Origin of the sequence: Pseudescherichia sp. L3, assembly GCF_024656065.1 — a bacterium.
In the GTDB taxonomy this organism is placed as follows: domain Bacteria; phylum Pseudomonadota; class Gammaproteobacteria; order Enterobacterales; family Enterobacteriaceae; genus Pseudescherichia.
Map to the genome: position 1 here is coordinate 1992533 of NZ_JANKYC010000001.1, position 24779 is coordinate 2017311.

At 54.7% G+C, this 24779-nt stretch carries 25 protein-coding genes and 1 riboswitch; of the genes, 8 read left to right on the forward strand and 17 right to left on the reverse strand.

Features of this window, described 5'->3' with window-relative positions; translation table 11 throughout:
* Positions 1 to 8: 8 nt before the first annotated feature.
* The 13 genes from NR795_RS09735 to NR795_RS09795 all read right to left on the reverse strand — a co-directional run bounded on the left by NR795_RS09735 (position 9) and on the right by NR795_RS09795 (position 11733).
* Complete coding sequence (locus tag NR795_RS09735) at positions 9 to 872, reverse strand: ABC transporter ATP-binding protein (protein ID WP_144817409.1); 864 nt, start codon at positions 870 to 872, stop codon at positions 9 to 11.
* Positions 844 to 1749 (reverse strand): ABC transporter permease, encoded by a 906-nt coding sequence (locus NR795_RS09740; RefSeq protein WP_144817218.1) that lies wholly within the window; start codon positions 1747 to 1749, stop codon positions 844 to 846. Before NR795_RS09740 ends, NR795_RS09735 begins: the two co-directional genes overlap by 29 nt.
* Positions 1746 to 2783: an ABC transporter permease gene (locus NR795_RS09745; protein WP_144817216.1), complete on the reverse strand. Its 1038-nt coding sequence runs from the start codon at positions 2781 to 2783 to the stop codon at positions 1746 to 1748. Before NR795_RS09745 ends, NR795_RS09740 begins: the two co-directional genes overlap by 4 nt.
* Positions 2780 to 4408 (reverse strand): ABC transporter substrate-binding protein, encoded by a 1629-nt coding sequence (locus tag NR795_RS09750; protein ID WP_257758053.1) that lies wholly within the window; start codon positions 4406 to 4408, stop codon positions 2780 to 2782. Before NR795_RS09750 ends, NR795_RS09745 begins: the two co-directional genes overlap by 4 nt.
* Positions 4409 to 4479: 71 nt before the next feature.
* Complete coding sequence (locus tag NR795_RS09755) at positions 4480 to 5634, reverse strand: mandelate racemase family protein (protein WP_144817211.1); 1155 nt, start codon at positions 5632 to 5634, stop codon at positions 4480 to 4482.
* A gap of 328 nt (positions 5635 to 5962) precedes the next feature.
* Positions 5963 to 7015 carry a class I fructose-bisphosphate aldolase gene (gene fbaB, locus NR795_RS09760; RefSeq protein WP_238085162.1) on the reverse strand — a complete coding sequence of 351 codons (1053 nt, stop codon included), beginning with the start codon at positions 7013 to 7015 and terminating at the stop codon, positions 5963 to 5965.
* Positions 7016 to 7189: 174 nt separating this feature from the next.
* Positions 7190 to 7555, reverse strand: a complete 366-nt coding sequence (locus tag NR795_RS09765; protein ID WP_144817206.1) for a hypothetical protein — start codon at positions 7553 to 7555, stop codon at positions 7190 to 7192.
* 123 nt (positions 7556 to 7678) lie between these two features.
* Positions 7679 to 8479 (reverse strand): bifunctional hydroxymethylpyrimidine kinase/phosphomethylpyrimidine kinase, encoded by an 801-nt coding sequence (gene thiD, locus NR795_RS09770; RefSeq protein WP_257758057.1) that lies wholly within the window; start codon positions 8477 to 8479, stop codon positions 7679 to 7681.
* A complete protein-coding gene (thiM, locus tag NR795_RS09775) occupies positions 8476 to 9264 on the reverse strand; it encodes a hydroxyethylthiazole kinase (protein ID WP_257758058.1) in 789 nt (262 codons plus the stop codon). Before thiM ends, thiD begins: the two co-directional genes overlap by 4 nt.
* A 32-nt stretch (positions 9265 to 9296) precedes the next feature.
* Positions 9297 to 9393, reverse strand: a riboswitch (TPP riboswitch).
* Positions 9394 to 9512: 119 nt separating this feature from the next.
* A complete protein-coding gene (locus tag NR795_RS09780) occupies positions 9513 to 9830 on the reverse strand; it encodes a DUF1493 family protein (RefSeq protein ID WP_257758059.1) in 318 nt (105 codons plus the stop codon).
* 475 nt (positions 9831 to 10305) lie between these two features.
* Positions 10306 to 10872, reverse strand: a complete 567-nt coding sequence (locus NR795_RS09785; RefSeq protein WP_257758060.1) for a hypothetical protein — start codon at positions 10870 to 10872, stop codon at positions 10306 to 10308.
* Position 10873: 1 nt separating this feature from the next.
* Entirely contained in the window at positions 10874 to 11242 is a 369-nt protein-coding gene (locus NR795_RS09790; protein ID WP_257758061.1) for a DUF2778 domain-containing protein, read from the reverse strand.
* A complete protein-coding gene (locus NR795_RS09795; protein ID WP_257758062.1) occupies positions 11242 to 11733 on the reverse strand; it encodes a type VI secretion system tube protein TssD in 492 nt (163 codons plus the stop codon). The genes NR795_RS09790 and NR795_RS09795 overlap by 1 nt, the downstream gene beginning before the upstream one ends.
* Before the next feature lie 711 nt (positions 11734 to 12444).
* Between NR795_RS09795 and NR795_RS09800 the strand changes: the two genes are divergently transcribed.
* The 5 genes from NR795_RS09800 (at position 12445) to NR795_RS09820 (ending at position 16909) form a co-directional block, all read left to right on the forward strand.
* The gene (locus tag NR795_RS09800) at positions 12445 to 13788 is read left to right on the forward strand and encodes a hypothetical protein (RefSeq protein WP_257758064.1); all 1344 of its coding nucleotides are present in this window, start codon (positions 12445 to 12447) and stop codon (positions 13786 to 13788) included.
* 90 nt (positions 13789 to 13878) lie between these two features.
* Complete coding sequence (locus NR795_RS09805) at positions 13879 to 14403, forward strand: Ail/Lom family outer membrane beta-barrel protein (protein WP_257758066.1); 525 nt, start codon at positions 13879 to 13881, stop codon at positions 14401 to 14403.
* A gap of 521 nt (positions 14404 to 14924) precedes the next feature.
* Complete coding sequence (locus NR795_RS09810; RefSeq protein WP_257758067.1) at positions 14925 to 15932, forward strand: zinc-binding alcohol dehydrogenase family protein; 1008 nt, start codon at positions 14925 to 14927, stop codon at positions 15930 to 15932.
* Positions 15933 to 16157: 225 nt separating this feature from the next.
* The gene (locus NR795_RS09815) at positions 16158 to 16487 is read left to right on the forward strand and encodes an RcnB family protein (RefSeq protein WP_257758068.1); all 330 of its coding nucleotides are present in this window, start codon (positions 16158 to 16160) and stop codon (positions 16485 to 16487) included.
* Entirely contained in the window at positions 16484 to 16909 is a 426-nt protein-coding gene (locus NR795_RS09820; protein ID WP_257758069.1) for a GNAT family N-acetyltransferase, read from the forward strand. Before NR795_RS09815 ends, NR795_RS09820 begins: the two co-directional genes overlap by 4 nt.
* Positions 16910 to 17028: 119 nt before the next feature.
* On the opposite strand, the gene apbC is transcribed toward NR795_RS09820, so the two are convergent.
* Complete coding sequence (gene apbC, locus NR795_RS09825) at positions 17029 to 18138, reverse strand: iron-sulfur cluster carrier protein ApbC (protein WP_144817174.1); 1110 nt, start codon at positions 18136 to 18138, stop codon at positions 17029 to 17031.
* Between the two features lie 134 nt (positions 18139 to 18272).
* Here apbC and metG point away from each other — a divergent pair, with 134 nt between their 5' ends.
* Together metG and NR795_RS09835 are read left to right on the forward strand one after the other, a co-directional pair.
* Entirely contained in the window at positions 18273 to 20306 is a 2034-nt protein-coding gene (gene metG, locus NR795_RS09830) for a methionine--tRNA ligase (RefSeq protein ID WP_257758291.1), read from the forward strand.
* Positions 20307 to 20391: 85 nt separating this feature from the next.
* Positions 20392 to 20850, forward strand: coding sequence for a YehR family lipoprotein (locus NR795_RS09835; RefSeq protein WP_144817172.1), 459 nt, complete (start codon positions 20392 to 20394; stop codon positions 20848 to 20850).
* Positions 20851 to 20893: 43 nt separating this feature from the next.
* On the opposite strand, the gene NR795_RS09840 is transcribed toward NR795_RS09835, so the two are convergent.
* From NR795_RS09840 to NR795_RS09850, 3 genes are read right to left on the reverse strand one after another with little or no spacing between them, the layout of a single operon-like run.
* A complete protein-coding gene (locus NR795_RS09840) occupies positions 20894 to 21361 on the reverse strand; it encodes a DUF1456 family protein (protein WP_144817169.1) in 468 nt (155 codons plus the stop codon).
* Between the two features lie 48 nt (positions 21362 to 21409).
* On the reverse strand, positions 21410 to 22129 hold the full coding sequence (btsR, locus tag NR795_RS09845) for a two-component system response regulator BtsR (protein ID WP_144817167.1): 720 nt from the start codon (positions 22127 to 22129) through the stop codon (positions 21410 to 21412).
* Complete coding sequence (locus NR795_RS09850) at positions 22123 to 23811, reverse strand: sensor histidine kinase (RefSeq protein WP_144817165.1); 1689 nt, start codon at positions 23809 to 23811, stop codon at positions 22123 to 22125. The genes btsR and NR795_RS09850 overlap by 7 nt, the downstream gene beginning before the upstream one ends.
* Before the next feature lie 217 nt (positions 23812 to 24028).
* On the opposite strand from NR795_RS09850, the gene mlrA reads away from it, so the two are divergent.
* A complete protein-coding gene (gene mlrA, locus NR795_RS09855; RefSeq protein ID WP_144817163.1) occupies positions 24029 to 24760 on the forward strand; it encodes an HTH-type transcriptional regulator MlrA in 732 nt (243 codons plus the stop codon).
* Positions 24761 to 24779: the final 19 nt, after the last annotated feature.

A 24779-nucleotide genomic window follows, 5' to 3' on the forward strand; every position in this document is an offset into this window, starting at 1 on the left:
TGTGCTCCTCACTCGTTAAGCCAGCTGGCCTGACGCTGCAGTACCGGCAGCACGGGACGACGATGGTGGATCTCCGGCAGGGCGCTGATTAGCCCCTGGGTATAGGGGTGCTGGGCATTATGCAGATCGCAGGCGGCAATCGACTCCACCACCCGCCCGGCGTACATCACCAACACCCGGTCGCAGAAGCTGCGTACCAGGTTGATATCGTGACTGATGAAGATCAGCCCCAGCCCGCGAGACTGGACCAGATCGTCCAGCAGCCCCAGCACCTGTAAACGCACCGAAACGTCCAGCGCGGAGGTTGGCTCGTCAGCGATCACCAGTTCGGGATCGGTGATCAGCATCATGGCGATCATAATGCGCTGCCCCTGTCCGCCGGAGATCTCATGCGGATAGAGGTTATAGACGCGCTCGGGCTGACGGATACGCACCACGTCCAGCATCTCCAGCACTTTGGCCTTCGCTTCGGCCTTGCGCCCTGGATGATGGGTCAGCCAGGCCTCGGCGATCTGATCTCCAACGCAGACTACCGGGTTGAGGGAGTATTTCGGGTCCTGCATGATCATGGAGATCCGCTTCCCGCGCACGGTGCGCATCTGCGCCTCGCTGGCGGTGCGCAGATCGATATCGCCGAAGTGCATCCGTTCGGCGGTAATGCGGGCCTTAGCCGGATGCAGGCGCATCAAAGCGCGCCCGACAGTGGATTTACCGGAGCCGGATTCGCCAACGATGGCCAACTTCTCCCGGCCCAGCTGAAAGGAGACGCCGCGTACTGCGTTAGTGACCGCGCGTCCGTTGATAAAGTCGACATGGAGATCGCGCACGTCGAGCAGGGGCGCGTTATTCGCTGCGAGGATCGAGGATGTCACGTAGGCCATCTCCTAAGAAGTTGAACGCCAGGCTGTTGATCAGGATCGCCAGCCCCGGAATAGTCACTACCCACCAGCACTCCATCATGTAGGTGCGGCCGCTGGAGATCATCGCCCCCCACTCCGGCTCTGGCGGCTGCGCGCCAAGACCGAGGAAGCCCAGCCCGGCGGCGGTCAGGATGATCCCCGCCATGTTCATGGTGATGCGGATAATCACCGACGGCAGGCAGAGCGGCACAATGTGACGCCACAGCACGCGTACCGGTGACGCCCCCTGCAGGCGTACCGCCGAGATGAAGTCGGCCTGGCGCAGCGAGAGGGTTTCGGCCCGCGCCAGGCGGGCAATCGGCGGCCAGGCGGTCAGGGTAATGGCGATCACCACGTGCTCAAGACCTGGACCAAGAGCGGCCACGAAAGCCAGAGCCAGCACCAGGCTTGGGAAAGAGATAAAGATATCGGTGACGCGCATCAGCACCATATCAACCTTGCCGCCGAAGTAGCCCGCGCACACCCCCAGCAGCAGGCCCAGAGGCCCGACGGTGACCGAGACCAGCAGCACGATGTAGAGCGTAATGCGCGCCCCGTAGACCAGGCGGCTAAAGATGTCCCGACCAAACTCGTCGGTGCCAAACCAGTGCTGGGCGTTCGGAGATTGCAGCGCGGCGTTAAGATCCTGCACCAGCGGGTTATAGGGTGCGATCCACGGCGCAAAGGCGGCCACGACCAGCAGCAGGAGAATAATCCCGCCGCCGATGGCGGTCAGCGGGTTGCGGGCCATCTTGCCAATAAAACCGCCGGTGCGGACCAGGGCGCGCTTCAGGCGCAGGCGGCTTTCATTTCCGCCGCCGGTTACTGGCGTATCCAGAGAGACCGTCATGATTTCGTCCTCGGGTCAAAGAGTTGGTAGAGCATGTCGGAGAGCAGGTTGAGCATCACGAAGATCACCCCCACCAGCAGCACGCAGCCCATGACCGCATTCATATCCCCCAGCAGCAGGCTACCGGTGAGATAGGAGCCAAAGCCCGGCCAGGAGAAGACGGTTTCAATCAGCACCGCTCCTTCCAGCAGCGAGCCGTAGGCCAGCGCCACTACCGTCAGAAGCTGTACGAGGATGTTGCGAAACGCATGGTTCCAGATCACCTGCCGCTCGGTTAAGCCTTTAACCCGGGCGGTGATGATGAACTCCTGAGAGAGCTGGGCCAGCATAAAGCTGCGGGTCATCCGGCTGATGTAGGCCAGGGAGTGGAAGCCGAGCAGCGACGCGGGCAGCACCAGGTGGTTGACGGCATTCCAGAACACCGCCCAATTCCCCGCCAGCAGGGCGTCAATGGTAAACAGCCCGGTGCGGCGCGGAACCAGCCCCTCAAGACCCATATCCAGCCGCCCGGCCCCGCCGACCCAGCCCAGCCAGGCGTAAAACAGCAGCAGGCCCATCATCCCTACCCAGAAGATAGGCGTGGAGTAGCCCGCCAGGCTGATGATGCGCACTACGTAGTCAGAGACCGAGTTGCGGCGCGCGGCGGCCAGCACCCCCAGCGGAATGCCGAGGCCTGCACCGACAATAATGGCCATCGTCGCCAGCTCCAGCGTCGCCGGGAAGACGCGCAGGATATCGTCCGTTACCGGCTTACCGGTCAGCAGCGCGTTACCGAGATCGCCGTGCAGCAGGTTGTTGAAGTAGATACCGAACTGAGTCAGCAGAGATTTATCGAACCCCAGCTGCTGGTAAACCTGCTGATAGGTGCTCTGGTCGGCGTCCGGGCCGACGATAGCCAGCACCGGATCGACGGGCATCACCCGGCCGATAAAAAAGGTCAGCAGCAGCAGGCCAAACAGGGTGATCAGCACCTGACCAAGCCGGTTAGAGAACCGCCTGGCGCGGGAGCCGGGCGCTAAGATTGCTACACTCATCCTTTGGTTCCTCCGGTATGAATCGGCTCTTTGTAAACCTCACGCAGGAAGGTGGTGGCGGAGGGGTGAGACTGGAAGTTCTTCACCTCGTTGCGGACCACCACCGAGTCCACCATCTGGGAGAGCGGCACCAGGGCGGGGATCAGCTGGTCGTAGCGGGTCTGGATCTGCTGATAGTCAGCAATCTGCTTCTGCGGATCGCGCTCCAGCAACGCTTTATCGATCATCTCGTTGAGCGGCTTATCGTAAAAACCGGTGCGCCAGCCCTGGAAGTTGGTCAGCCGCGCCTCGTCGCTGTTGTCCGGGTTGTAGACCAGCGCGCGCAGGCTGGAGTGCGGATGCGGCTCCACGCCGCTGCCGCCGCGCCCGACCAGCATGTCAAACTTACGCTCGCGCATTGCACCGTAGATCTGGTTCCCGGTGCCGGTGATGATTTTGGCGTTAATGCCCGCCTGCATCAGGGTGGACTGCACGGCGATGGCGATGTTGAGGAACGGCTGATCCGCCAGCACCCGCAGGGTGGTATCAAAGCCATTCGGGTAGCCCGCCTCGGCCAGCAGCTTTTTCGCTTTCGCGATGTCCAGCCGGTAGCCTGGGTCCGGCAATGTCGAGGGCATTCCAGCCTTGATCGGCCGCTGGTGCAGCACGCCATAGCCGGGCATCAGCGCCTTGTTGATCCCCTGGTAGTCAATCAGGTAACGCACCGCCTCACGCACCCTGGGATTAGCAAAGTGCGGCTCCTTCATGCTCATCGCTACGTAGTAGACGGTTCCGCGCTGCACCGCTTCCACGGTAACGTCGGGATCCTTACGCAGGGCGTTGATGTCCGATACCGCCATGCTGTTAGCGATATCGAGATCGCCCTTGGCAATCATCAGGCGCAGCGTCTGCGACTCCTGGAAATGGCGCAGCACGATGCGGCTCATCTTCGGCTCTTCCCGCCAGTAGTCCGGGTTACGCTTCATGCGCAGCACGTCTTTTGCCTGCCAGGTCTCCAGCATAAAGGGGCCAGAGCCAGCTTCGTTGGTGGTCAGCCAGCGGTTGCCCCAGTCATTGTTCACCTCGTGGCTCTGCACCGTTTTGCTGTCGAGCACGCCAAGATTGCCCAGCGCGCCGAGGGAGTAGATCACCAGCTGCGGATCGTTGGCCTTCGGCAGGACAATCTGCACGGTATAGTCATCCGGGGCGCTCACCTGAGCGTCAATGTTCTTTTTGCTAAAACCATAGGATTTCCACACCGAGGCCTGGGCAAGGTTGAGGTGCAGCAGGCGGCGCATCGACCACACCACGTCCTGAGCGGTCAGGGGATTGCCGGAGTGAAACTTCACGTCCTTGCGCAGGTGAAAGGTCAGGGTTTTGCCATCCGGGCTGATGGCCCAGGATTCGGCCAGCGCCGGGCGGACGTTGGTAAGCTGGTCGGGATCGAGCTCTACCAGCGAGTCGTAAAGATTGACGACAATGCCGACCACTTCGTTACCGGTCATCGCCGCCGGATCGAGACTTAAGAGATTATTCATGTTCATGCCGATGATGAGCTGATCCGGCGGCGTGGCCGCCAGCGTCGCCCCGCTCCCCATCATCAGCGAGAGCGCCAGCAGGCTAGCCCTCAACGCGTTTTTTTTCATCTCTGTATACCGTTTGTAGAGTAAGACGTAGGCCCGGCTAGCGCAGCGCCACCGGGCGTTGGCTTTTTTTATTAGTCGTGACTGACGGTATTGGCTTCGATATAGGCAAAATTGATGTCTTCGCCGAGGCCAGGGCGCTGCGGCAGGTGGACAAAGCCCTCTTCATCCATCGGATCGACGATGCTGTTGAGATAGGCAGCGGGTTCGTCGTAGTCGAGGAACGGGTGCAGCAGGCCGCGCTCATACCAGCGGCAGTTGCGGATCGCCCCGACCACCGCCAGGCTGGCCGCGCCGTTGCCGTGCACTTCGCAGTCCATGCCAAAGGCTTCGGCGAGGCTTGCGACCTTCAGCGTCGGTGAGATACCGCCTACGCCGTTGGACCCGGCGCGCAGAATGTCGCAGGCCCCGGCTTTCACCCAGTCGGCACGACTGTGGTGCTTACCGCCGAGGCTCTCAGGCCCGATAATCGGAATAGAGAGGTTCTCAGCCAGCCAGGCGTAAGAGGACATGCTCTCCTCCTCCATCGGCTCTTCAAACCAGGCAAAGTCGAGCTTCTCCAGCGCCTTGCCGATATAGAGCGCCTCGGTGCGGCTGTACCAGTGGTAGCCGTCGATCATCAGGTCGATATCCGGCCCCACGGCTTCGCGCACGGCGGCGCAGGCCTTAATATCCATCTTCGGATTAGGTGCAAACGAGACCGGTGGCATCCAGGTGTGGAGCTTGATCGCCTTATAGCCGCGGGCGACCAGGGTTTCGGCAAAGGCGGCGTACTCTTCCGGCGTGGAGAGCCCACCCGGCAGATCGTCCCCACACATGGTGCTGCCGTAGGCCGGAACTTTGTCCCGAAAGCCGCCGAGCAGCTTATAGACCGGCACGTTGAGCTTGCGGCCAATCAGATCCCACAGCGCCTGCTCCACAAAGGAGAGTGCGCGCTCGGTGAGCTGATGAGCGCTACCGCGCTGCCAGTGAGCCAGGTCCTGCCAGATGCGCTCGCGGTTAAAGGGATCCTGACCCACCATCACCTTGCGGAAGAAGGTGTTCACGACAAAGGGACGTACCACTTCCGGCGGCGCAAACGAGAACCCCTGGCTGCCATCATCAGCGGTAATGGTCAGCATCGCCATTTTTGCCATGCTCTCCGGGCCCGGATGGGAGTGACCAGCGCTATCGGAAACACGACGGGTGGGATACTGAAAAACGGTGACGTTTACAGATTCAATTTTCATTACGGATCCTTGTCTCAGGTGCCTGCTTCATTTTGAAAAGCTGTTTCAGATGTAAATGTATGCAGAATTTTTAGCCAATACCTCAGACAATTTCCGCTAAGCGACGGGTGATTTTTGGGCAATAGCACAGGGCTGAGTGACACTTTTCACAAAAGAGAGGGGAAATGTGATGCAGATCGGGAGAAGCATTAACCTCACAATGAAAGGGGGTTGTTGCGTAGGCCGGGCAAGCGTTAGCGCCGCCCGGCATTGCAGCTTATGCACAGTAACGCCCGGTGGCGCTGCGCTTACCGGGCCTACAAACTCACTTAAAGCATGTTGTAACTAATTAGGCAATGGTCACTTTATTATCCAGGTAGACATCCTGCACGGCGTTAATCAGCTTCACGCCATCGGCCATCGTTTTCTTAAACGCTTTCCGGCCAAGGATTAGCCCCATCCCGCCCGCGCGCTTGTTGATCACTGCCGTGCGCACCGCCTCGGTGAGGTCAGCCTCGCCTCCCGACGCGCCGCCGGAGTTGATCAGGCCTGCACGGCCCATGTAGCAGTTAGCCAGCTGATAGCGCACCAGATCGATAGGGTTATCGGTGGTGAGTTTGCTGTAGACGCGCTCGTCGGTATAGCCATATTTCACCGCGTTATAGCCGCCGTTGTTCTCCGCCATCTTCTGCTTGACGATATCCGCCCCGATGGTAGCCGCCAGGTGGTTAGCCTGCCCGGTGAGATCCGCAGAGACGTGGTAGTCCACGCCATCCTTTTTGAAGTCGGCGTTGCGCAGGTAGGCCCACAGTACGGTTACCAGCCCCAGCTCGTGGGCACGCTCAAAGGCGCTGGCGACCTCCTCGATCTGGCGGCGCGACTGCTCAGAGCCAAAGTAGATTGTCGCCCCCACGGCAACCGCGCCCATATTGAACGCCTGCTCGACGCTGGCATAGAGCGTTTGGTCAAAAGTGTTGGGATAGCTTAGGGTTTCGTTATGGTTAAGCTTTACCAGAAACGGAATGCGGTGCGCGTAGCGGCGCGATACCGAGGCCAGCACGCCATAGGTAGAGGCCACGCAGTTACAGCCCGCCTCAATGGCCAGCTCAACGATGTTTTTCGGATCGAAATAGTGTGGGTTAGCGGCGAAGGATGCGCCCGCCGAGTGCTCTACCCCCTGGTCAACCGGCAGAATCGACAGATAGCCGGTTCCCGCCAGACGGCCAGTATTGTAGAGCGTCTGCATATTACGGAGTACGGCAGGAGGACGGTTGTTATCGACCATCACGCGATCGACATAGTCGTGTCCTGGCAGGTAGAGCTGGTCGGCTGGAATGGTCATACAACGATGCTGCAACAGGCTGTCGGCATCTTTGCCAAGCAGCTGTGAAATATCAGTCATGATGAGGCTCCCGTAAGATTCGCCCGCAGGCGAACGTGGTTAGTCCTGCCCTGAGTTCGCAGGCAGAGTAAGCCTGGTACCGGGCGGCGGATTTTTCCAGCTCGCAGGAAATTTTGATACTTTTGGTTTAATGAAAATTTATCTCTAAGCGTACGGGAATCGATAGTGGGTTATTTAAGAGGCGTTTAGGATTGTTATCCGGCCATTTTGATCGCTGAGAAATCGGAAGTGATACCAGTCGCCGTCTACCTGATAATTAAACGAGTAGATATAGCCCTTATCAAAACGCGCTAAAAAACAGATGCCCGGCGCATGGACGGTAATCTCCTCTTCACCTACGGGAGAGTAGGTAGACTTAAAGTTATCCTTCGATGAGGTCAGGTTGTAGGCCTCTATCTCTCCATCCTCAGGCGCGGTTAAACAGATATAGTGTTCATAGTGCCTGGTGGAGATATGGCCCGTATAGGGCGACGGACCGTTGCTCCCGCAGGCGCTCAGTAAGAGAGAGATGAACGGTAATAGCAAAGCGTGCTGTTTCATATCATCGACTCCGTTATCACGCGTTGATGCTTCCGCGAACCTGCGACACTATTTGAGAATAGTTAATTAAAGTAAATATTAACTACCCCTCCGTAAGCCGGAAGGGTTATTTATGTTTTGCGTTTACCACCAGGCGTGGAAATGATGCACCGGCCCGATGCCCTGCCCCACCTCCAATGAGTCCGCCTGCGCCAGGGCATTGGTGAGCCAGATTTTGGCTTCGCCCAGAGTATCGGCCCAGTTAGCGTGACGCGGGCGCAGCGCCGCCAGCGCCGCCGAGAGCGTGCAGCCGGTGCCGTGGGTATTTTTCGTGGCGATGCGCGGGGCGGTGAACCGTGTTGCCCCCTCGCGGGTAAAGAGCCAGTCCGGGCTTTCGCCGTCAGTGAGATGGCCACCTTTCATCAGCACCGCTTCACAACCGAGCGCCAGCAGTGCCCGCCCCTGCTCATGCATATCCTGCTCGTTGCGGGCGTGATCGGCATCGAGCAGCGCCGCCGCCTCCGGCAGGTTAGGCGTGATCAGTGAGACCTGCGGCAGCAGCCGGGTGCGCAGGGTGGCAACCGCCGAGGGCGTTAAAAGCGGATCGCCACTTTTTGCCAGCATCACCGTATCCAGCACGATATTCTCTACCCGATAGTGTGCCAGCCGCTCGGCCACCGCCTCGATAATATCGGTATCGGCCAGCATGCCGATCTTGGTTGTATCGATACGCACGTCGCTTAATACTGAATCCAGCTGCGCAGCGACAAACTCCGGCGTGATGCGATAGACCGACTGCACGCCAAGGGTATTTTGCGCCACCAGGGCGGTAATGACTGAGCAGCCATAGGCTCCGAGAGCCGAGAAGGTTTTCAGATCCGCCTGGATGCCCGCCCCTCCGCTTGGATCGGTTCCGGCGATAGTTAATGCATTGATTCTTTTCATGCTGACGCGCCTCCATCCAGGTGATAAAGGGCATCAAGAAACGCTACAACAAAGGAGCCGGGGCCACGGCTCTCTGCCGCCGCCTCGCCTCCTGCAACGGCGAACAGGCCGCAGGCTGCCGCAACGCTAACGAGACGCTCGCCAGGCAGCGCACAGCCTGCCGCCACAACCGCCGACAGCGCGCAGCCGGTGCCCACTACCCGAGTCATGATCGGCGCACCGCCGACGACCTTCAGCGTGCGGCTGCCGTCGGTAATGTAGTCCACCTCCCCCGTGACGGCGACCACTGCGCCGGTTTCCTGCGCCAGCCGCTCAGCGGCTGGCCGCGCCGCGCTGGCCGAGTCGGTGGTATCCACCCCGCGCCCCCCTGCGCTCAAGCCCTTCAGGGCCATTATTTCCGAGGCGTTGCCGCGAATCGCCGCTGGCCTCAGGGAGAGGATCTCCCGGCAGAAGCGGGTACGAAAATCGAGCGCACCCACGGCAACCGGGTCAAGGGTCCAGGGTTTGTTCGCGTCGTTCGCATTGTGGATCGCAGCGCGCATGGCATCCGCGCGGTCAACCGTAAGCGTGCCAACGTTAATCAGCAGTGCGTCGGCAATAGCGCTGAACTGCGCGGCCTCTTCACGCTCAATCACCATGGCAGGGGAAGCGCCGATGGCCAGCAGAACATTCGCGGTAAAGGTCTGCACAACGTCGTTGGTCATGCAGTGAACAAGAGGGGAACGGGTACGAAAGTGCTGTAAAACAGACGCGACGTGCGCGTGGCTCAGCAGGTCAGGTTGCATAGTTAGCTCCTGCCCGGCGCGAAGAAGGGACGCCGGCAGGCATCTGACTTCCCTACGCTGGCATTATCCAGATCAGGTGGTACGGGTATTTCTCAGCCTTCACGCAGAAGGGCACCCCGAGTCATGTTGAGTACATCTTTGAACTTTTTGCCAGATTAGGGGAAGTGGCTTGCTGATGCAAGCGTGCTTCAGGAGTTATCGCTTCTCCACCCTGCTTTTACACGACAGTACAGATAGTAAGGGAAATATTAATCGTACAACCATTCGCCTGCTTTTGCAGATTCTACCAGCATTCGTACCGTTAGCGGTTTTAGCGGCTTTTCTGGAGGTTTTGAACCTAAAAAATTCGGTTCAAAATAGTAGATTATCTCAAAACCGTTTGGCTTTACATTCCAATTCCTGAAATAGTAATCTAATGTATCCTCTGCATCTTCCCAAATAACATCCAGACCGCCTTTAGTTAACTCAGTATCTAATGTTACTTCTGGACGACGCCCAAAAAATCCATATTTCTTGTGGCTATGATTAGTATATATATAATCAATGATCTCTTGTTCTATGCTCATTAGTAATAGTTCCACATAGCACTATCCTCAGATTTAACTATATCATAAAAAATAATTTACGAACAACGGACAAACAAATTGCGTAAATAGATATAGTTATAACTATTACCGAGGCCACATCAAGATAGAAATAAGCATCATAGAGTGACTCAGCGTTTACATCACCGCTAAAAAACTGGGCCAGACTCTTTGCGATATCATGATTTATATAAATGTAAGGATCTGGCATACACTTACCTATCAAAAGAAAAATCACGATAAAAAAAATCATTTTCGCAATTTTAAGGGCGATTGTCCTAACCATTTGCAACAACCTCAATCCAGCCACGAGCTAAAAGAGATTTCATACAGGGGATGTTTATCATATCATCTTATTTCACGCAACCTCTCCAATTCATCCAATATAAGCGAACAGGGTCAGGAACCAATTAAACACCCGCCAACCATTACATAATAGTATTTTATTTTACACATATTAAGTAGTAGTAACCTGACTAATGAATAACCCTTGCACCTCTTTACCTCTCAGATAATACATAATGCTGTTACTCTGAATATAATTTAAACTCTCAACTTCCTTGTAGAACATGACAATATCTTTCTTTGGCATAACAAAGTAAGAGGATATATCATCTTTAGAAGCCAACATAGGGGCCTTAACGGCTACTCGTAGAAAACCTTGGTAAGATGTACATGGAGATGCGTCTTTTGCCATAGCTACCGTAGTTAAATACCCTCCTCCCATCTCATTATCGGAGATAAACCAGTAATTAATATCTTTTGATTTCAGACAAATCCAAGAAGCTTGGCTATCTTTATTTACATCCACACCTGCTTGTTTAGCAATAGCTTCTACCGTATTTACTTCAAACTTATATTTCTCATTTCCTACAGTAATAATGGGTTCTAGATCCTTATTTGTTGCATGATTATCCGAATAGGTTTCTGTAATATCATCATAGTACCTTGCACCAAAACCTTTCATTTGATTTGCCCCACACGTACCAGCTACCAAACATAAAAAAACTAAGCTGTATTTCATATCAGTCTTCCACTACTAATATCTTATCACTGCTATCATTGAGTTGTTTACGTTGGGGTAAATTTAGGATGATACATCCGTCCGATGCTTGTGTTGGATGCGCCGTACTATTACCATGTATCATGAAACCATCTCGTCCGCACATTGGGTTTTCAACATATGGAGTAAGCCTCATTGTATATGCCCCTGCTTTATAATGTGCAAAAGCCTTTCCTATAGTGTAAGTACCTCTCGGCAAAGGACCTTTACCACTTACACACTCATTTGCGGAATCATTCCAATATCCCGGCCTACCTGAGTATTCAGCATTAAATTTATAAGTACCATTTAGGTAGAATGCGCGTGCACTAACTTTATATACCCACGGCATTATGCGACCTCCTTGCGGTTCCATGAGTCGGAATGAATAATATTCCCGTCCAGGTAGTGCCACGTAATCTTTTCATAGGCCAGGTAGAAAGCCTCAAGGTGGTTGTGTTTCTCGTAGCGGGGATTCTTTATATCCATCATAAAAGGTTCAACTTCGGTTACCCTTACGTTCTCCATTGTAACCCGGAAGTACTCTTCTTCCTGCCCGTTGTAGTTGATTCGATAGAACTTTAAAACAGCCTCTTTGAACTTCCTACCTGATGATACACCCTGATACAGATAAGGTGATGAACTATCCAGTTCCTTAATTAAGAAGTAATCACCGTGTAGACGTTTACTGACAATTTTACCTGTACGGTCATCTATAGGTAAGTCTACCGTGTGCATAAGCTCTACGATCTCAATTGAACCTTCACGATCTTTTACATCGACAGATCCTCTAACGGCATTGCCGCCGTTATCTTTCAACCATAAATATACCGGGAGCGCCATCTTATTTCCTTATTTAATATTTTCAATGAAAAACCGACCTCATTATTGACACTAACATTAATAGGATTTTATGAAAGCCTATTCCTATCGCAAAGAAGATCAATAAATCAATCGTAACAAAATTTAATCGATTAACAGGTAACAAAGCTAAAAACTAACCCTAGGCATTCACCTTCTGAATATATTGACACAATAAATATATACTTAATTAAATATTGATTGAATGGCTAAGCGGAACATATTCAAGTGGATTTCTTTTACTACATAAGCTAATAACTTTGCTAACGTTTAAAAGTACCTCTCTCAGTATGGCAAAGGCCTGTTGCGGCTGAGAGCAAACATAATCCCCTTTAAAAGGCTTACACCATGCTCAAGCACTGCCTTAAGATTTCTCTAACCTGGAGGCCTTTGCTCGTATCTTTTAGCTCAAAAGCCAGCCTCACGTCGTAAAAACATGCTTATTTTGCGGCCTGCTGTTGCGTTCAAGGCAGTCTGGCTCAGGCTTAACCCTCTTTCATCTTGAGTAAATACTTCTTTCACTCGAAGTAATAACCACAAAAAACTTACCGTCCATAAGCAATATTTTTTAGCTATTGATGCTTTTTGTGATCTAAATCAACATCGAAAAAGGCACGGTCCGGGATAGTTCATTCGCGTTACTAAAAAAGATATACGCATACCTTTTCATTATTTGTAATGTGAGAAATTAAAATGCCGGCTATCGCATGTGTAAAAAAAGCACTGTCTGTTGTTACTTTAGGTATCTTGTTCACTAGCTCTGCTTTCGCTAATGAAAGCTTCAGCATCATGAACGATCGCCTCTCCTCTGCACTACAAGACAATGCAAACAATAACAATGCGTCTACACAAACGCGTGTCAGCAAGGCTTATAATGACGCTAAAGGTGCGATAGGTGGCCCAATGGATAATAGCAATGCTCTCGCTTCTGCTCCTTCTACGAGTACCACCGATCCGCATACATCCTTAAGCGTTACTAATCTGACTAATGCGCAAACTGATAAGATAAATAATGCTTTCGGCCAAACATATATCGATGCAAAAAACGAAACATCAACCAGCACCGTAGTACACGACACAACGATGCAAAGTCTTAAGGTAGATCCGACGGGGAATCCTGTAAGCATGGTATCAGGGGTTAAGAACGACCCTACCGGTACGCCTGTTTCGATGGTGGCCGGAGTGAAGAATGACCCTACCGGTACGCCTGTTTCGATGGTGGCCGGAGTGAAGAATGACCCTACCGGCACGCCTGTTTCGATGGTGGCCGGAGTGAAGAACGACCCTACCGGTACGCCTGTTTCGATGGTGGCCGGAGTGAAGAATGACCCTACCGGTACGCCTGTTTCGATGGTGGCCGGAGTGAAGAATGACCCTACCGGTACGCCTGTTTCAATGGTGGCCGGAGTGAAGAATGACCCTACCGGTACGCCTGTCTCGATGGTGGCCGGAGTGAAGAATGACCCTACCGGTACGCCTGTTTCAATGGTGGCCGGAGTGAAGAACGACCCTACCGGTACGCCTGTTTCGATGGTGGCCGGAGTGAAGAATGACCCTACCGGTACGCCTGTTTCGATGGTGGCAGGGGTTGAAACTAATCCCACTGGTATGCCTGTTGACCAACTTACAGTAAACACTACCGTAGAACCTGTTGGCTCTCCAATTAACAGGGTTAACGAGGTTGTTAATAATCCGGTAGATAGTCCTGTTACTGTTGCTACTAAGCCAGCTAATAGCTCTATTAACGTTAATGCTAACCAATTGATGCCTGATACTGTTGTACAGGTGGGGGACGCTATGACCACTGCTGGAGCAATTGCGGCTACTAATCCTACTGCGCAAATTTCTGTGCCCATGGAAAGCGTCTTTGATGTTCCTGTGCGTAGTAACCATAACGTTCAGACCCATAACTCGCATGCTAGTGGAGATAAGGGTCGGGGTGCTGAGAATGCACATTCCCATGCTTTCGGCGGTCATGGCTATGGTCATGATAACTCTAAATCTGAAGGCTTTGGTGGTCATTCACATTTCCATTAATAATGGCGTTTTCTAAAAAATTTTAATAACAAAAAAACCTGCAAATAACATCGCATCTTAATTATTATATCAACGGCAAGGTAATAAATAGTGTTTGTTAATGTAAATAAAGGTTTAATTGTACTGGCTGTATTAGCATCTGTTGGCGTTGCTAACGCTGCCAGTGATGTATCTGTTGGTTATGCCAATAGCCGCGCTGCTGGAACAAATCTGAACGGCCTAAACGCTAAATATAGCTATACGCCAGAAGGTTCTAACCTCGGCTTTATCTCTTCTATTACTCTCACGGGAAAGAAAGAGACAGCAGAGGAAGCAGGTTTTAAAGGTGAAGCTGATTATGCATACGGATCAGCGCTGGTAGGTGCTCAATACCAGCTTAACGAATACTTCACACCTTACGTTATGGCAGGTGTAGGGCGTGGTGCGGTAAAAGTAAAAATTAGAGGTTACGGTGAGAAATGGGAAGATACAGAGAGAGAAAACGGCTTTGCTTACTCTGCTGGCGTTAAGGTGCATGTAACACCGTCTATCTTCCTTGATGCTAATTATGAAGGTAGCAAAGTGTTCGATACGCAGGTTAATACATTCTCTATCGGCGCTGGCTACTCGTTTTAATACCTCCACCCCTGGTTTAGCCCAGGGGTTTATAAGGTGAAACATGTTTGATCTAACCTATTGCGAGATAGCGTATTTATGTAGCTATATCGCAATCATATCCCTCACGAGCTATCTTTATATTCATAAGCCCCACACTGTAATGTATGGTTATGTGAAAAATATCTTATATACTTTCGTGATACTTTCGATTGTTATATTTATGACAACCCTATTAACAAAATAGGGGGTGAGCTGTTAAGACTATTTACCCGCTCTATATTTTCTCTTTTTTAATTGTCCCCTGGTTTCCCTCTGCCTGCGCGCCTGCGCCACCACGGTTAGATAGTAGAGATCGTTAAAATTCTCGTTGAGAATCAACAGCGTCTTACGACTTATGAGTAAGACTCAACAGTAGCGCAAACAGAGGCGATTTTCACTCGCGGAGGATAAGTGCTGCTGTTATCAAAGGCTGTTTCCCGCGTCCGGTGCTGGTTACCCTAAACTTATTCATCTGAAGCCACTCATGCTATGGAGTATTTATGAAAGCTATCGCTATTACCGCTGCGGCGCAGGCCAACGGCAACATTGATGCCCTACAGGACATTGAGATTGAAAAACCGGTCGCGCACGGCCACGACCTGCTGGTACAAATAAGCGCCATCTCTGTCAACCCGGTAGATACCAAAGTGCGCGCGGGCTTTAACGCCGACACGCCGCGTATTCTCGGCTGGGATGCAGTCGGCGTCGTGGCCGACGTCGGCGACGCGGTGACGCTGTTTAAGCCCGGCGACACCGTGTGGTACGCCGGGGCGCTGACCCGCCCAGGCAGCAATAGTGAGTATCAGCTGGTAGATGAACGCATCGTGGCGCTGAAGCCTGCTTCCCTGGACAATGCCTCCGCCGCCGCGCTGCCGCTTACTGCTATTACGGCCTGGGAGATGCTGTTCGATCGCCTGGGCGTTAATGAAGACGGCAACGAAGGCGACGTGCTGCTGATTGTCGGGGCAGCGGGCGGGGTCGGTTCCATCATGACCCAGCTTGCCCGTAAGCTCACCAAAATGACGGTGATCGGCACGGCGTCACGCCCGGAAAGCCAGCAGTGGGTTACCGACCTCGGGGCACATCACGTTATCGATCACAGCAAGCCGCTCACCGAAGAGCTGGCTCGTATTGGCATTCAGCACGTCACCCACGTCGCCAGCCTCAACAATACCGAGGAGCACTATCAGCAGCTGATTGAGGCGCTGATCCCACAGGGCAAGCTGGCGCTGATTGACGATCCCGAGACGCTGGATGCGCGCCCGCTCAAGGCAAAGAGCATCTCTCTGCACTGGGAGTTTATGTTCACCCGCTCGATGTTCGAAACCCAGGACATCATTGAGCAGCACCGCCTGCTGACCCGCGTCGCCTCGCTTATCGACGACGGCGTGATTAAGACCACCCTGGGCGAACACTTTGGCGCAATCAACGCTGAGAACCTGCGTAAAGCCCACCGTCTGTTGGAATCCCACAGGGCAGTGGGCAAGATCGTGCTGGAAGGTTTTTAACGCCAGGAATCATCCCAAAAGGGATCGCCCTTCTCAAGCGGATGGCTTTTTTAGCGATCCGCTGCTTCTGCTTTCTCCTGCATTTGCTTACACTTTTTTCCAAAGCACGCGCGAGCATGATAGCTTTTGCTATTGCTTTCAGTGAGAAATCACAGCGATGATAGCGCGCACGTAATACTAAAGGGCCAGATGAGAACAGCCCGCCCGGCAAAATATGGAGAGACCATGGGTAAGACCAAACTGATGCTTCTTGGTGCACTGCTGGTATCAGCGAGCGCCGCTTTTGCAGCGCCACAGACTGCTGCTGCCACGGGCATATCGAAATACGAACTGCAGGAATTTGCTGCTGACTTTACCAAATTCAAAATCGGCGACACCGTTCCGCCGATGTACCTCACTGACGAGTACAATATTAAAGCGTGGCAGCAGCGTAACCTGCCTGCGCCCGATGCCGGCAGCCACTGGACCTATATGGGCGGCAACTACGTGCTGATCACCGAACCCGAAGGTAAGATCCTTAAAGTTTATGACGGTGAGATTTTCTACCGCCGATGATTATTCGCCCCTGGCAAGAGAGCGATCGCCCCTTCCTGCGCACGCTTTATCTGCATGCCCGCCGCACCTGCTGGACCTGGATAGACGGTAGCGACTGGCAGCTGGAAGATTTTGATGCTGCGACGCTCGGAGAGCGTATCTGGGTGGCCGATGAAGATGGGCACCGCCTGGGCTTCGCATCGGTCACGCTGAACGATAATTTCGTCCACAACCTGTTTGTTGACCCGGCGTATCAGGGTCAGGGCGTCGGTAGCGCGCTGCTGAAGAAGGTGCAGTCGAATTTTACCAGTTCGGGATCGCTGAAGTGCCTTACTGAGAACAAAGCCGCGCTGGCGTTTTATCGCCGCCACGGCTGGCATATCGAGGCGCGAGGCGAGGCGCCGGAAGGGGATTACTACCTCTTACACTATCGGTTGCCGTAGCAAGGTAGGCCCGGTAAGCGGTAGCGCCACCGGGCATTTCCAGGCTAATGCTGCCATGCCGGGCGGCACTGCGTTTGCCCAGCCTACGTTGGCGCAGGATGTAGGCCCGGCAATAACAATTACACCGCGCGGAACGCGATCTCTGACGGGATCACATCACCCTGCCAGTAGAGCTGAGCGGCAACGCGCCCGGCCAGACGGCGGTAGAGGGCGGTGAACTCGCTATCAGGACGGTGGATCACCGTCGGCGTGCCGTTATCGAGATCCTCACGCAGCGTAATGTGCAGCGGCATCTGTCCCAGCAGTTCAGTGTGATACTGCTCGGCCAGCTTCTCGGCACCACCGGTGCCAAAGATGGCTTCGTGATGACCGCAGTTGCTGCAAATATGCATGCTCATGTTCTCGACGATGCCGAGCACCGGCACTTCCACCTTCTCAAACATCACGATGCCTTTTTTGGCGTCGATCAGGGCGATATCCTGCGGGGTGGTCACCACCAGCGCCCCGGTCACCGGGATATTTTGCGCCAGCGTTAGCTGAATATCCCCGGTACCCGGCGGCATATCCAGTACCAGATAGTCCAGATCCGGCCACATTGACTCCTGCAGCAGCTGCAGCAGCGCTTTGCTGGCCATCGGGCCGCGCCATACCATGGCGTTATCATCGGTAACCAGATAGCCGATAGAGTTGGTCGCCAGGCCGTGGGCCATAATCGGCGCCATGTGGGTGCCGTCCGGGGAGGTCGGGCGGTTGCCTTCGGTGCCCAGCATCGCCGGAATTGACGGACCGTAGATATCGGCATCAAGAATACCGACCTTCGCCCCTTCGGCAGCCAGCGCCAGCGCCAGGTTGACCGCGGTAGAGGATTTCCCTACCCCGCCCTTGCCAGAGCTAACGGCAATAATGTTCTTCACGCCGTTAATGCCCGGCTGGTTTTTAACACGCTTCAGCGTGGCGATGGTGTGGGACAGCTTCCAGTCGATGGCTTTTGCGCCAGTGATGCGCAGCAGCTCGGCGCTGCACTGCTCCTTCAGCTCCTCAAACGCGCTGCGCCAGGCAAACGGCATCAGCAGTTCGATGTGCACAGTATCATCCAGCCAGGCAACGTGGTGCACGGCTTTTAATGCGGTGAGATTATGCTTCAGGGTGGGGTGCTGAAAATTCGCCAGCGTTCCGGCTACCATTGCTCGCAGGGCTTCCGGTGATTTGGCCTGGGATTGAGAGTTCATCCCGACTCCTCTGTTCTTGTAGGTGAAAAGCTCGTGTAGCAAGTTTACCTGAAAGAAAAAGGTTTGTGCTTACTTAATAGTGCCCCATTTGGTAATATCAAAACCCCTTTTTTACAGAAGACGTAATGCTCACTATGACTCAAGTCGCGAAAAAAATTCTGGTAACGTGCGCGCTGCCGTACGCAAACGGCTCCATCCACCTCGGCCATATGCTGGAGCACATCCAGGCTGATGTCTGGGTCCGTTACCAGCGAATGCGCGGCCACGACGTCAACTTCATCTGCGCCGACGATGCCCACGGCACGCCAATCATGCTGAAAGCTCAGCAGCTTGGCATTACCCCGGAGCAGATGATCGGTGAGATGAGCCAGGAGCACCAGACCGATTTCGCTGGCTTTGATATCAGCTATGACAACTACCACTCTACGCACAGCGAAGAGAACCGCGAGCTGTCCGAGCTGATCTACGGTCGCCTGAAAGAGAACGGTTTTATTAAGAACCGCACCATCTCTCAGCTCTACGATCCAGAGAAAGGCATGTTCCTGCCGGACCGTTTTGTGAAAGGCACCTGCCCGAAATGTAAGTCACCGGATCAGTATGGCGATAACTGCGAAGTCTGCGGCGCGACCTACAGCCCGACCGAGCTGATTGAGCCGAAGTCGGTGGTGTCTGGCGCGACGCCGGTGATGCGTGACTCTGAGCACTTCTTCTTTGACCTGCCGTCGTTCAGCGAGATGTTGCAGGCCTGGACCCGCTCTGGCGCGCTGCAGGAGCAGGTTGCTAACAAAATGCAGGAGTGGTTTGAATCTGGCCTGCAGCAGTGGGATATCTCCCGCGATGCGCCCTACTTCGGCTTTGAAATTCCGAACGCACCGGGCAAATACTTCTACGTCTGGCTGGATGCGCCGATCGGCTATATGGGCTCGTTCAAGAACCTGTGCGACAAGCGTGGCGACACCACCAGCTTCGACGAATACTGGAAGAAAGATTCCGACGCCGAGCTGTATCACTTTATCGGCAAGGATATCGTCTACTTCCACAGCCTGTTCTGGCCAGCGATGCTGGAAGGCAGCAACTTCCGCAAGCCGACCAACCTGTTCGTGCACGGCTACGTGACGGTGAACGGCGCGAAGATGTCTAAATCGCGCGGAACCTTTATCAAGGCCAGCACCTGGCTGAACCATTTTGACGCCGACAGCCTGCGCTACTACTACACTGCCAAGCTCTCTTCGCGCATCGATGATATCGACCTGAATCTGGAAGATTTCGTCCAGCGCGTGAATGCCGACATCGTTAACAAGGTGGTGAACCTCGCCTCCCGTAACGCGGGCTTTATCGCCAAGCGCTTTGACGGCGTGCTGGCGGCCGAGCTGCCGGATCCGGCGCTGTATAAAACCTTCACCGATGCGGCAGCCAGCATTGGCGAAGCCTGGGAGAGCCGCGAGTTTGGTAAAGCGGTGCGTGAGATCATGGCCCTGGCCGACGTGGCAAACCGCTACGTTGACGAGCAGGCACCGTGGGTGGTGGCGAAGCAGGAGGGCCGCGACGCCGATCTGCAGGCTATCTGCACCATGGGTCTTAACCTGTTCCGTGTTCTGATGACCTGGCTGAAGCCGGTGCTGCCGCAGCTGGCCGCGCGTGCCGAAGCGTTCCTGAACACCGAACTGACGTGGGATGCTATCCAGCAGCCGCTGCTGAGCCACAAGGTAAATACCTTTAAGGCACTCTATAACCGCATCGAGATGAAGCAGGTAGACGGCCTGGTGGAAGCCTCTAAAGAAGAGGTGAAAGCCGCCGCTGCGCCGGTCACCGGCCCGCTGGCAGACGATCCGATTCAGGAGACCATCAGCTTTGACGACTTCGCTAAAGTCGATATGCGTGTGGCATTGATTGAGAACGCCGAGTTCGTTGACGGCTCCGACAAGCTGCTGCGTCTGACCCTGGATCTCGGCGGCGAGAAGCGTAACGTCTTCTCCGGCATTCGCTCTGCCTATCCGGATCCGGCCGCGCTGGTGGGCCGCCTGACGGTGATGGTCGCCAACCTTGCGCCGCGCAAGATGCGCTTTGGCGTCTCGGAAGGCATGGTGATGGCTGCCGGTCCTGGCGGGAAGGATATCTTCCTGCTTAGCCCGGACAGCGGTGCGCAGCCGGGACAACAGGTTAAATAATCCGCAAAGGGTGCTGTAAATACAGCACCCTTTTTTTATTGCGCTATGATTCTAGGGACAGGGTTATTTTAAATAAGGGAAAAGTATGAATATTGTGAAAAAAATCATTGCTACTGCGTTTACTGCACTGCTGGTAATTACCTTAAGCGGCTGCGGCGACAAAGAGGAGAGTAAGACCTTTACCTGGTCAGACGGTAAAACCAACGTTGAGCTGACCTATTACTACAAAAACGACGTCGTGCTGCGCCAGACGGCGAAAAATACCCTGCACTATGATGCGCTGGGGATCCCAAATAAAGAGGTGGCCATGCAGCGCCTGGGGCCAATCAGCGAGCAGTATAAAGAGATTAAAGGCGTGGATGAGAGCCTGGACTACCAGGATACCTATGCCACTGAGACCTTAACCGTTGATTACACCAAAGTTGATCGCGATGCGCTGCAGAAAGTGCAGGGCACAGCGTTTACCGGTGAAATCAAAGAAGGTATCAGCATGAAAAAATCTGAGCAGCTGCTGGAGTCTCGCGGCTTTAAAGAAGTGAAATAATCTGCTTTATGCCCGGCAGCGCCAGTTGCCGGGCAGTCCTACCTTATTTAGCCGCGTGCAGACGAACGGCCAGACCCCGCAGGAAATAGCGGAAGAATTGATCCCCACACTCGCGATAGTTTTTATGATCCGGGGCACGCATCATCGCAGTAATTTCCGGCATCGATACGCGGAACTGCTGCTCAGTCAGAATAGCCAGAATATCGTCGGTTTTTAACGCAAAGGCGATGCGCAGCTTTTTCAGCACAATATTATTATTCAGCTTGCGCTCGGTCTTCAGATCGGGGGCTGAGTCGTCTTTGCCACGGCGGGCATAGATCAGCCCGTTGAGAAAGGTCGACATTACGATGTCCGGACAGGCCTGGAAACCCGCCTCCTCCTCTTTACGCAGCCAGACAGCAATCTGCTGCTCGCTGGCCTCTGCGCCGCCAAGGGTAAAGATCCGTTGCAGCTCGGTGTTGTTGGCTTTCAGGGTGTAGCGCAGGCTACGTAAAATATCGTTGTTCAGCATAGTCTCTTCAGCGGTGATTTTCGCAAACGCACAGTGTACCACCGAACGTTACAACCCCAGCGCCTCTTTTAGATTTTTGAGGTAGCGGCGGCTGACCGGCACGGTGTGGCCGTCGCGCAGCAGCAGCTCGGCCTGGCCATTATCCTCAAAGCGGATCTCCTGCAGATGGGCCATATTCACCAGATACTGACGATGGCAGCGCATCAGCGGCGTACGCTGCTCCAGAGTGCGCAGCGTGAGCTCGGTAAAGCCCTCTTTGCCTTCGTGGTTGGTGACATAGACGCCGCTCATCCGGCTGCTGACAAAGGCCACGTCATCCATTTGCAGCAGCCAGATACGGCTGTGGCCAGTGCAGGGGATGAACTTCAGCGCCTGCTGGTTCTCCGGCAGCAGGGAGATGTCCTGCACGCCCCGGGCGTGGCGCAGGCGCTGGAGCGTCTTCTCCAGCCGTGCCGCCTCGATGGGCTTAAGCAGATAGTCAAAGGCGTGCTCTTCAAAGGCCTTCACCGCATACTCATCAAAGGCGGTAAGAAACACCACGTAAGGACGCTGATCCGGGTCGAGCATGCCGACCATCTCCAGCCCGCTGATGCGTGGCATCTGGATATCCAGAAACAGCACGTCTGGACGCAGCTTGTGCACCGCCCCCAGCGCCTCTATGGCGTTGGCACATTCGCCGACAATCTCAATCTCACTCTCATCTTCCAGCAGAACGCGCAGGTTCTCCCGCGCCAGCGGCTCGTCATCGACAATCAACACTTTTAACATGCGTTCTCCTCCAGAGGCAGTCGCAGGGTAATACGGGTAAAACGATCCGGCTCGCACTGGACGGTAATGCCGCAGGTATCGCCAAACCGCGCCCGCAGGCGCTTGTCCACAAGGCTCATCCCCAGCCCGCTGGCATCGGTTTTCGGCTGGTAGAGACCCGCGTTATCTTCAATATCCAGCACCAGGTGATGTTGATCCTGGCTGGCCTGAATGGTGATCTCCCCTACGCCAAGCAGCTGCGACGTGCCGTGCTTAATCGCGTTTTCTACAATTGGTTGTAGGGTAAAAGCCGGGAGCTGCTGATGGGCCAGCGCATCGGGCACGTACAGCGTCACCTGCAAGTTAGCCTGGAAGCGCGCCTTCTCGATTTGCAGATAGGCATTCACATGCTCAATCTCATCCGCCAGGGTGACCACCTCCGACGGACGCTTCAGGTTTTTACGGAAGAAGGTGGAGAGATACTGTACCAGCTGGCCCGCCTGGTCACTGTCGCGGCGGATCACCGCCTTCAGCGTGTTGAGCGCGTTAAACAGAAAATGTGGATTGACCTGGGCATGGAGCAGCTTGATCTCTGACTGGGTCAGGAGCGCCTTCTGCCGCTCGTACTGTCCGGCCAGAATCTGCGCCGACAGCAGCTGGGCAATCCCCTCTCCCAGCGTGCGGTTGATAGAGCTGAACAGCCGGTTTTTCGCTTCGTAGAGCTTAATGGTGCCCATCACCCGCTGATTTTCACCGCGCAGCGGGATCACCAGCGTCGAGCCGAGCTTGCACTGGGGGTGCAGCGAGCAGCGGTACGGCACCTCATTACCGTCTGCGTAGACGACTTCGCCGGTCTCAAGCGTCTTTTTGGTCCAGGCGGAGGAGATGGGCCGCCCCGGCAGATGGTGATCGTCACCGATGCCCTTAAACGCCAGCAGCTTCTCCCGGTCGGTGATGGCGACCGCGCCAATATCCAGCTCCTGATAGAGCACCTGGGCCACCTTCATGCTGTTCTCTTCGTTAAACCCCTGGCGTAAAATCCCCTCCGTGGAGGCCGCTACTTTCAACGCGGTGGCGGAGAAGGCTGAGGTGTACTTTTCGAACATGGCACGCTTGTCCAGCAGGATGCGCATAAACAGCGCCGCGCCCACGGTATTGGTCACCATCATCGGCGCAGCGATGCTGCTCACCAGATGCAGAGCGTCGGCAAAGGGCCGGGCGATGAGCAGAATGATCATCATCTGCACCAGCTCCGCCACCAGGGTGATTGCCCCCGCGGTCAGAGGGTTAAAGACGTAGTCGGTGCGGCCACGCTTGATCATGATGCTGTGCACCAGTCCGCCGAGCAATCCTTCAACCATCGTGGAGAGCATGCAGCTCAGGGCGGTCATCCCGCCCATTGAGTAGCGGTGCAGGCCGCCGGTGAATCCCACCAGCGCGCCTACCACTGGACCGCCCAGCAGGCCCCCCATCACCGCGCCGATGGCCCGCGTATTGGCGATAGAGTCTTCGATATGCAGGCCAAAGTAGGTCCCGAGAATGCAGAAAATCGAGAAGGTCACGTAGCAGAGCAGCTTGTGCGGCAGCCGGACGGTGACCTGCATCAGGGGGATAAAGAGCCGGGTTTTACTCATTAGCCAGGCGATAACCAGAAAAACGCACATCTGCTGCAAAAGCAGTAAAACCAGATTAAATTCATACATGCGCGTGCGTCCATCCCGGTAAAAACGCGTAACATACAGTGAGTGGGTGTAACTTTCTTTTAAGCATTGCAATAAATCGACAAATCGTGCTCACTATCACAAAACAGACCCGGTTATTTGACGAAATTGTTACAAAGCGATCATAAAATCATCGGTCCCTTCTGATAGGCTGGGGATCGATCCTCGGGAAATGGAGTCTGCTGGCAAAGGTGGAATCATGGCGCTTTACACGATCGGTGAAGTGGCTTTGCTCTGTGATATCAATCCCGTTACGCTGCGCGCCTGGCAGCGACGGTACGGACTACTGAAGCCGCAGCGCACGGATGGCGGACATCGGCTATTTAACGATGCGGATATCGACCTGATCCGTGAAATAAAGCGCTGGATCGACACCGGCGTGCCGGTGAGTAAAGTCCAGGCGCTGCTGCTTAACGAGTCGCTGGATGGCTCAAACGGCTGGCGCGACCAGCAGGAGGCGCTGCTACAGCTGCTGCAAAACGGCAACATTCCCCGCCTGCGCCAGTGGCTAAAGGAGCGCACCCGCGACTACCCCGCCGAAACGCTTACCCTGCATCTGCTGAGTCCGCTTCGTCGCCGTCTGCGCTGCCAGCAGCCCACGCTACTGGCGATGCTCAGCCTGCTTGACGGCATCTTGATCAACCACATCTCTGCCTCCCTTGCCGCGTCTCGAAAGAAGTACAACAAGGATGCGCTGGTCGTCGGCTGGAATATTCACGATACCACCCGGCTATGGCTGGAGGGTTGGCGGATTAGCGAGCAGGGCTGGCGCGTGGAGGTGCTGGCAAACTCGCTTAATCATCTGCGCCCCGATCTGTTTGAGGGCCACACCCTGATGGTGTGGTGCGGTGATGCCCCTACCCTGGCCCAGCGGCAGCAGTTGGCAACGTGGCAGGCCGCCGGGCATGCCATCTATCCGCTCGGCATTTAATGTTTTATTAACAGCTGCG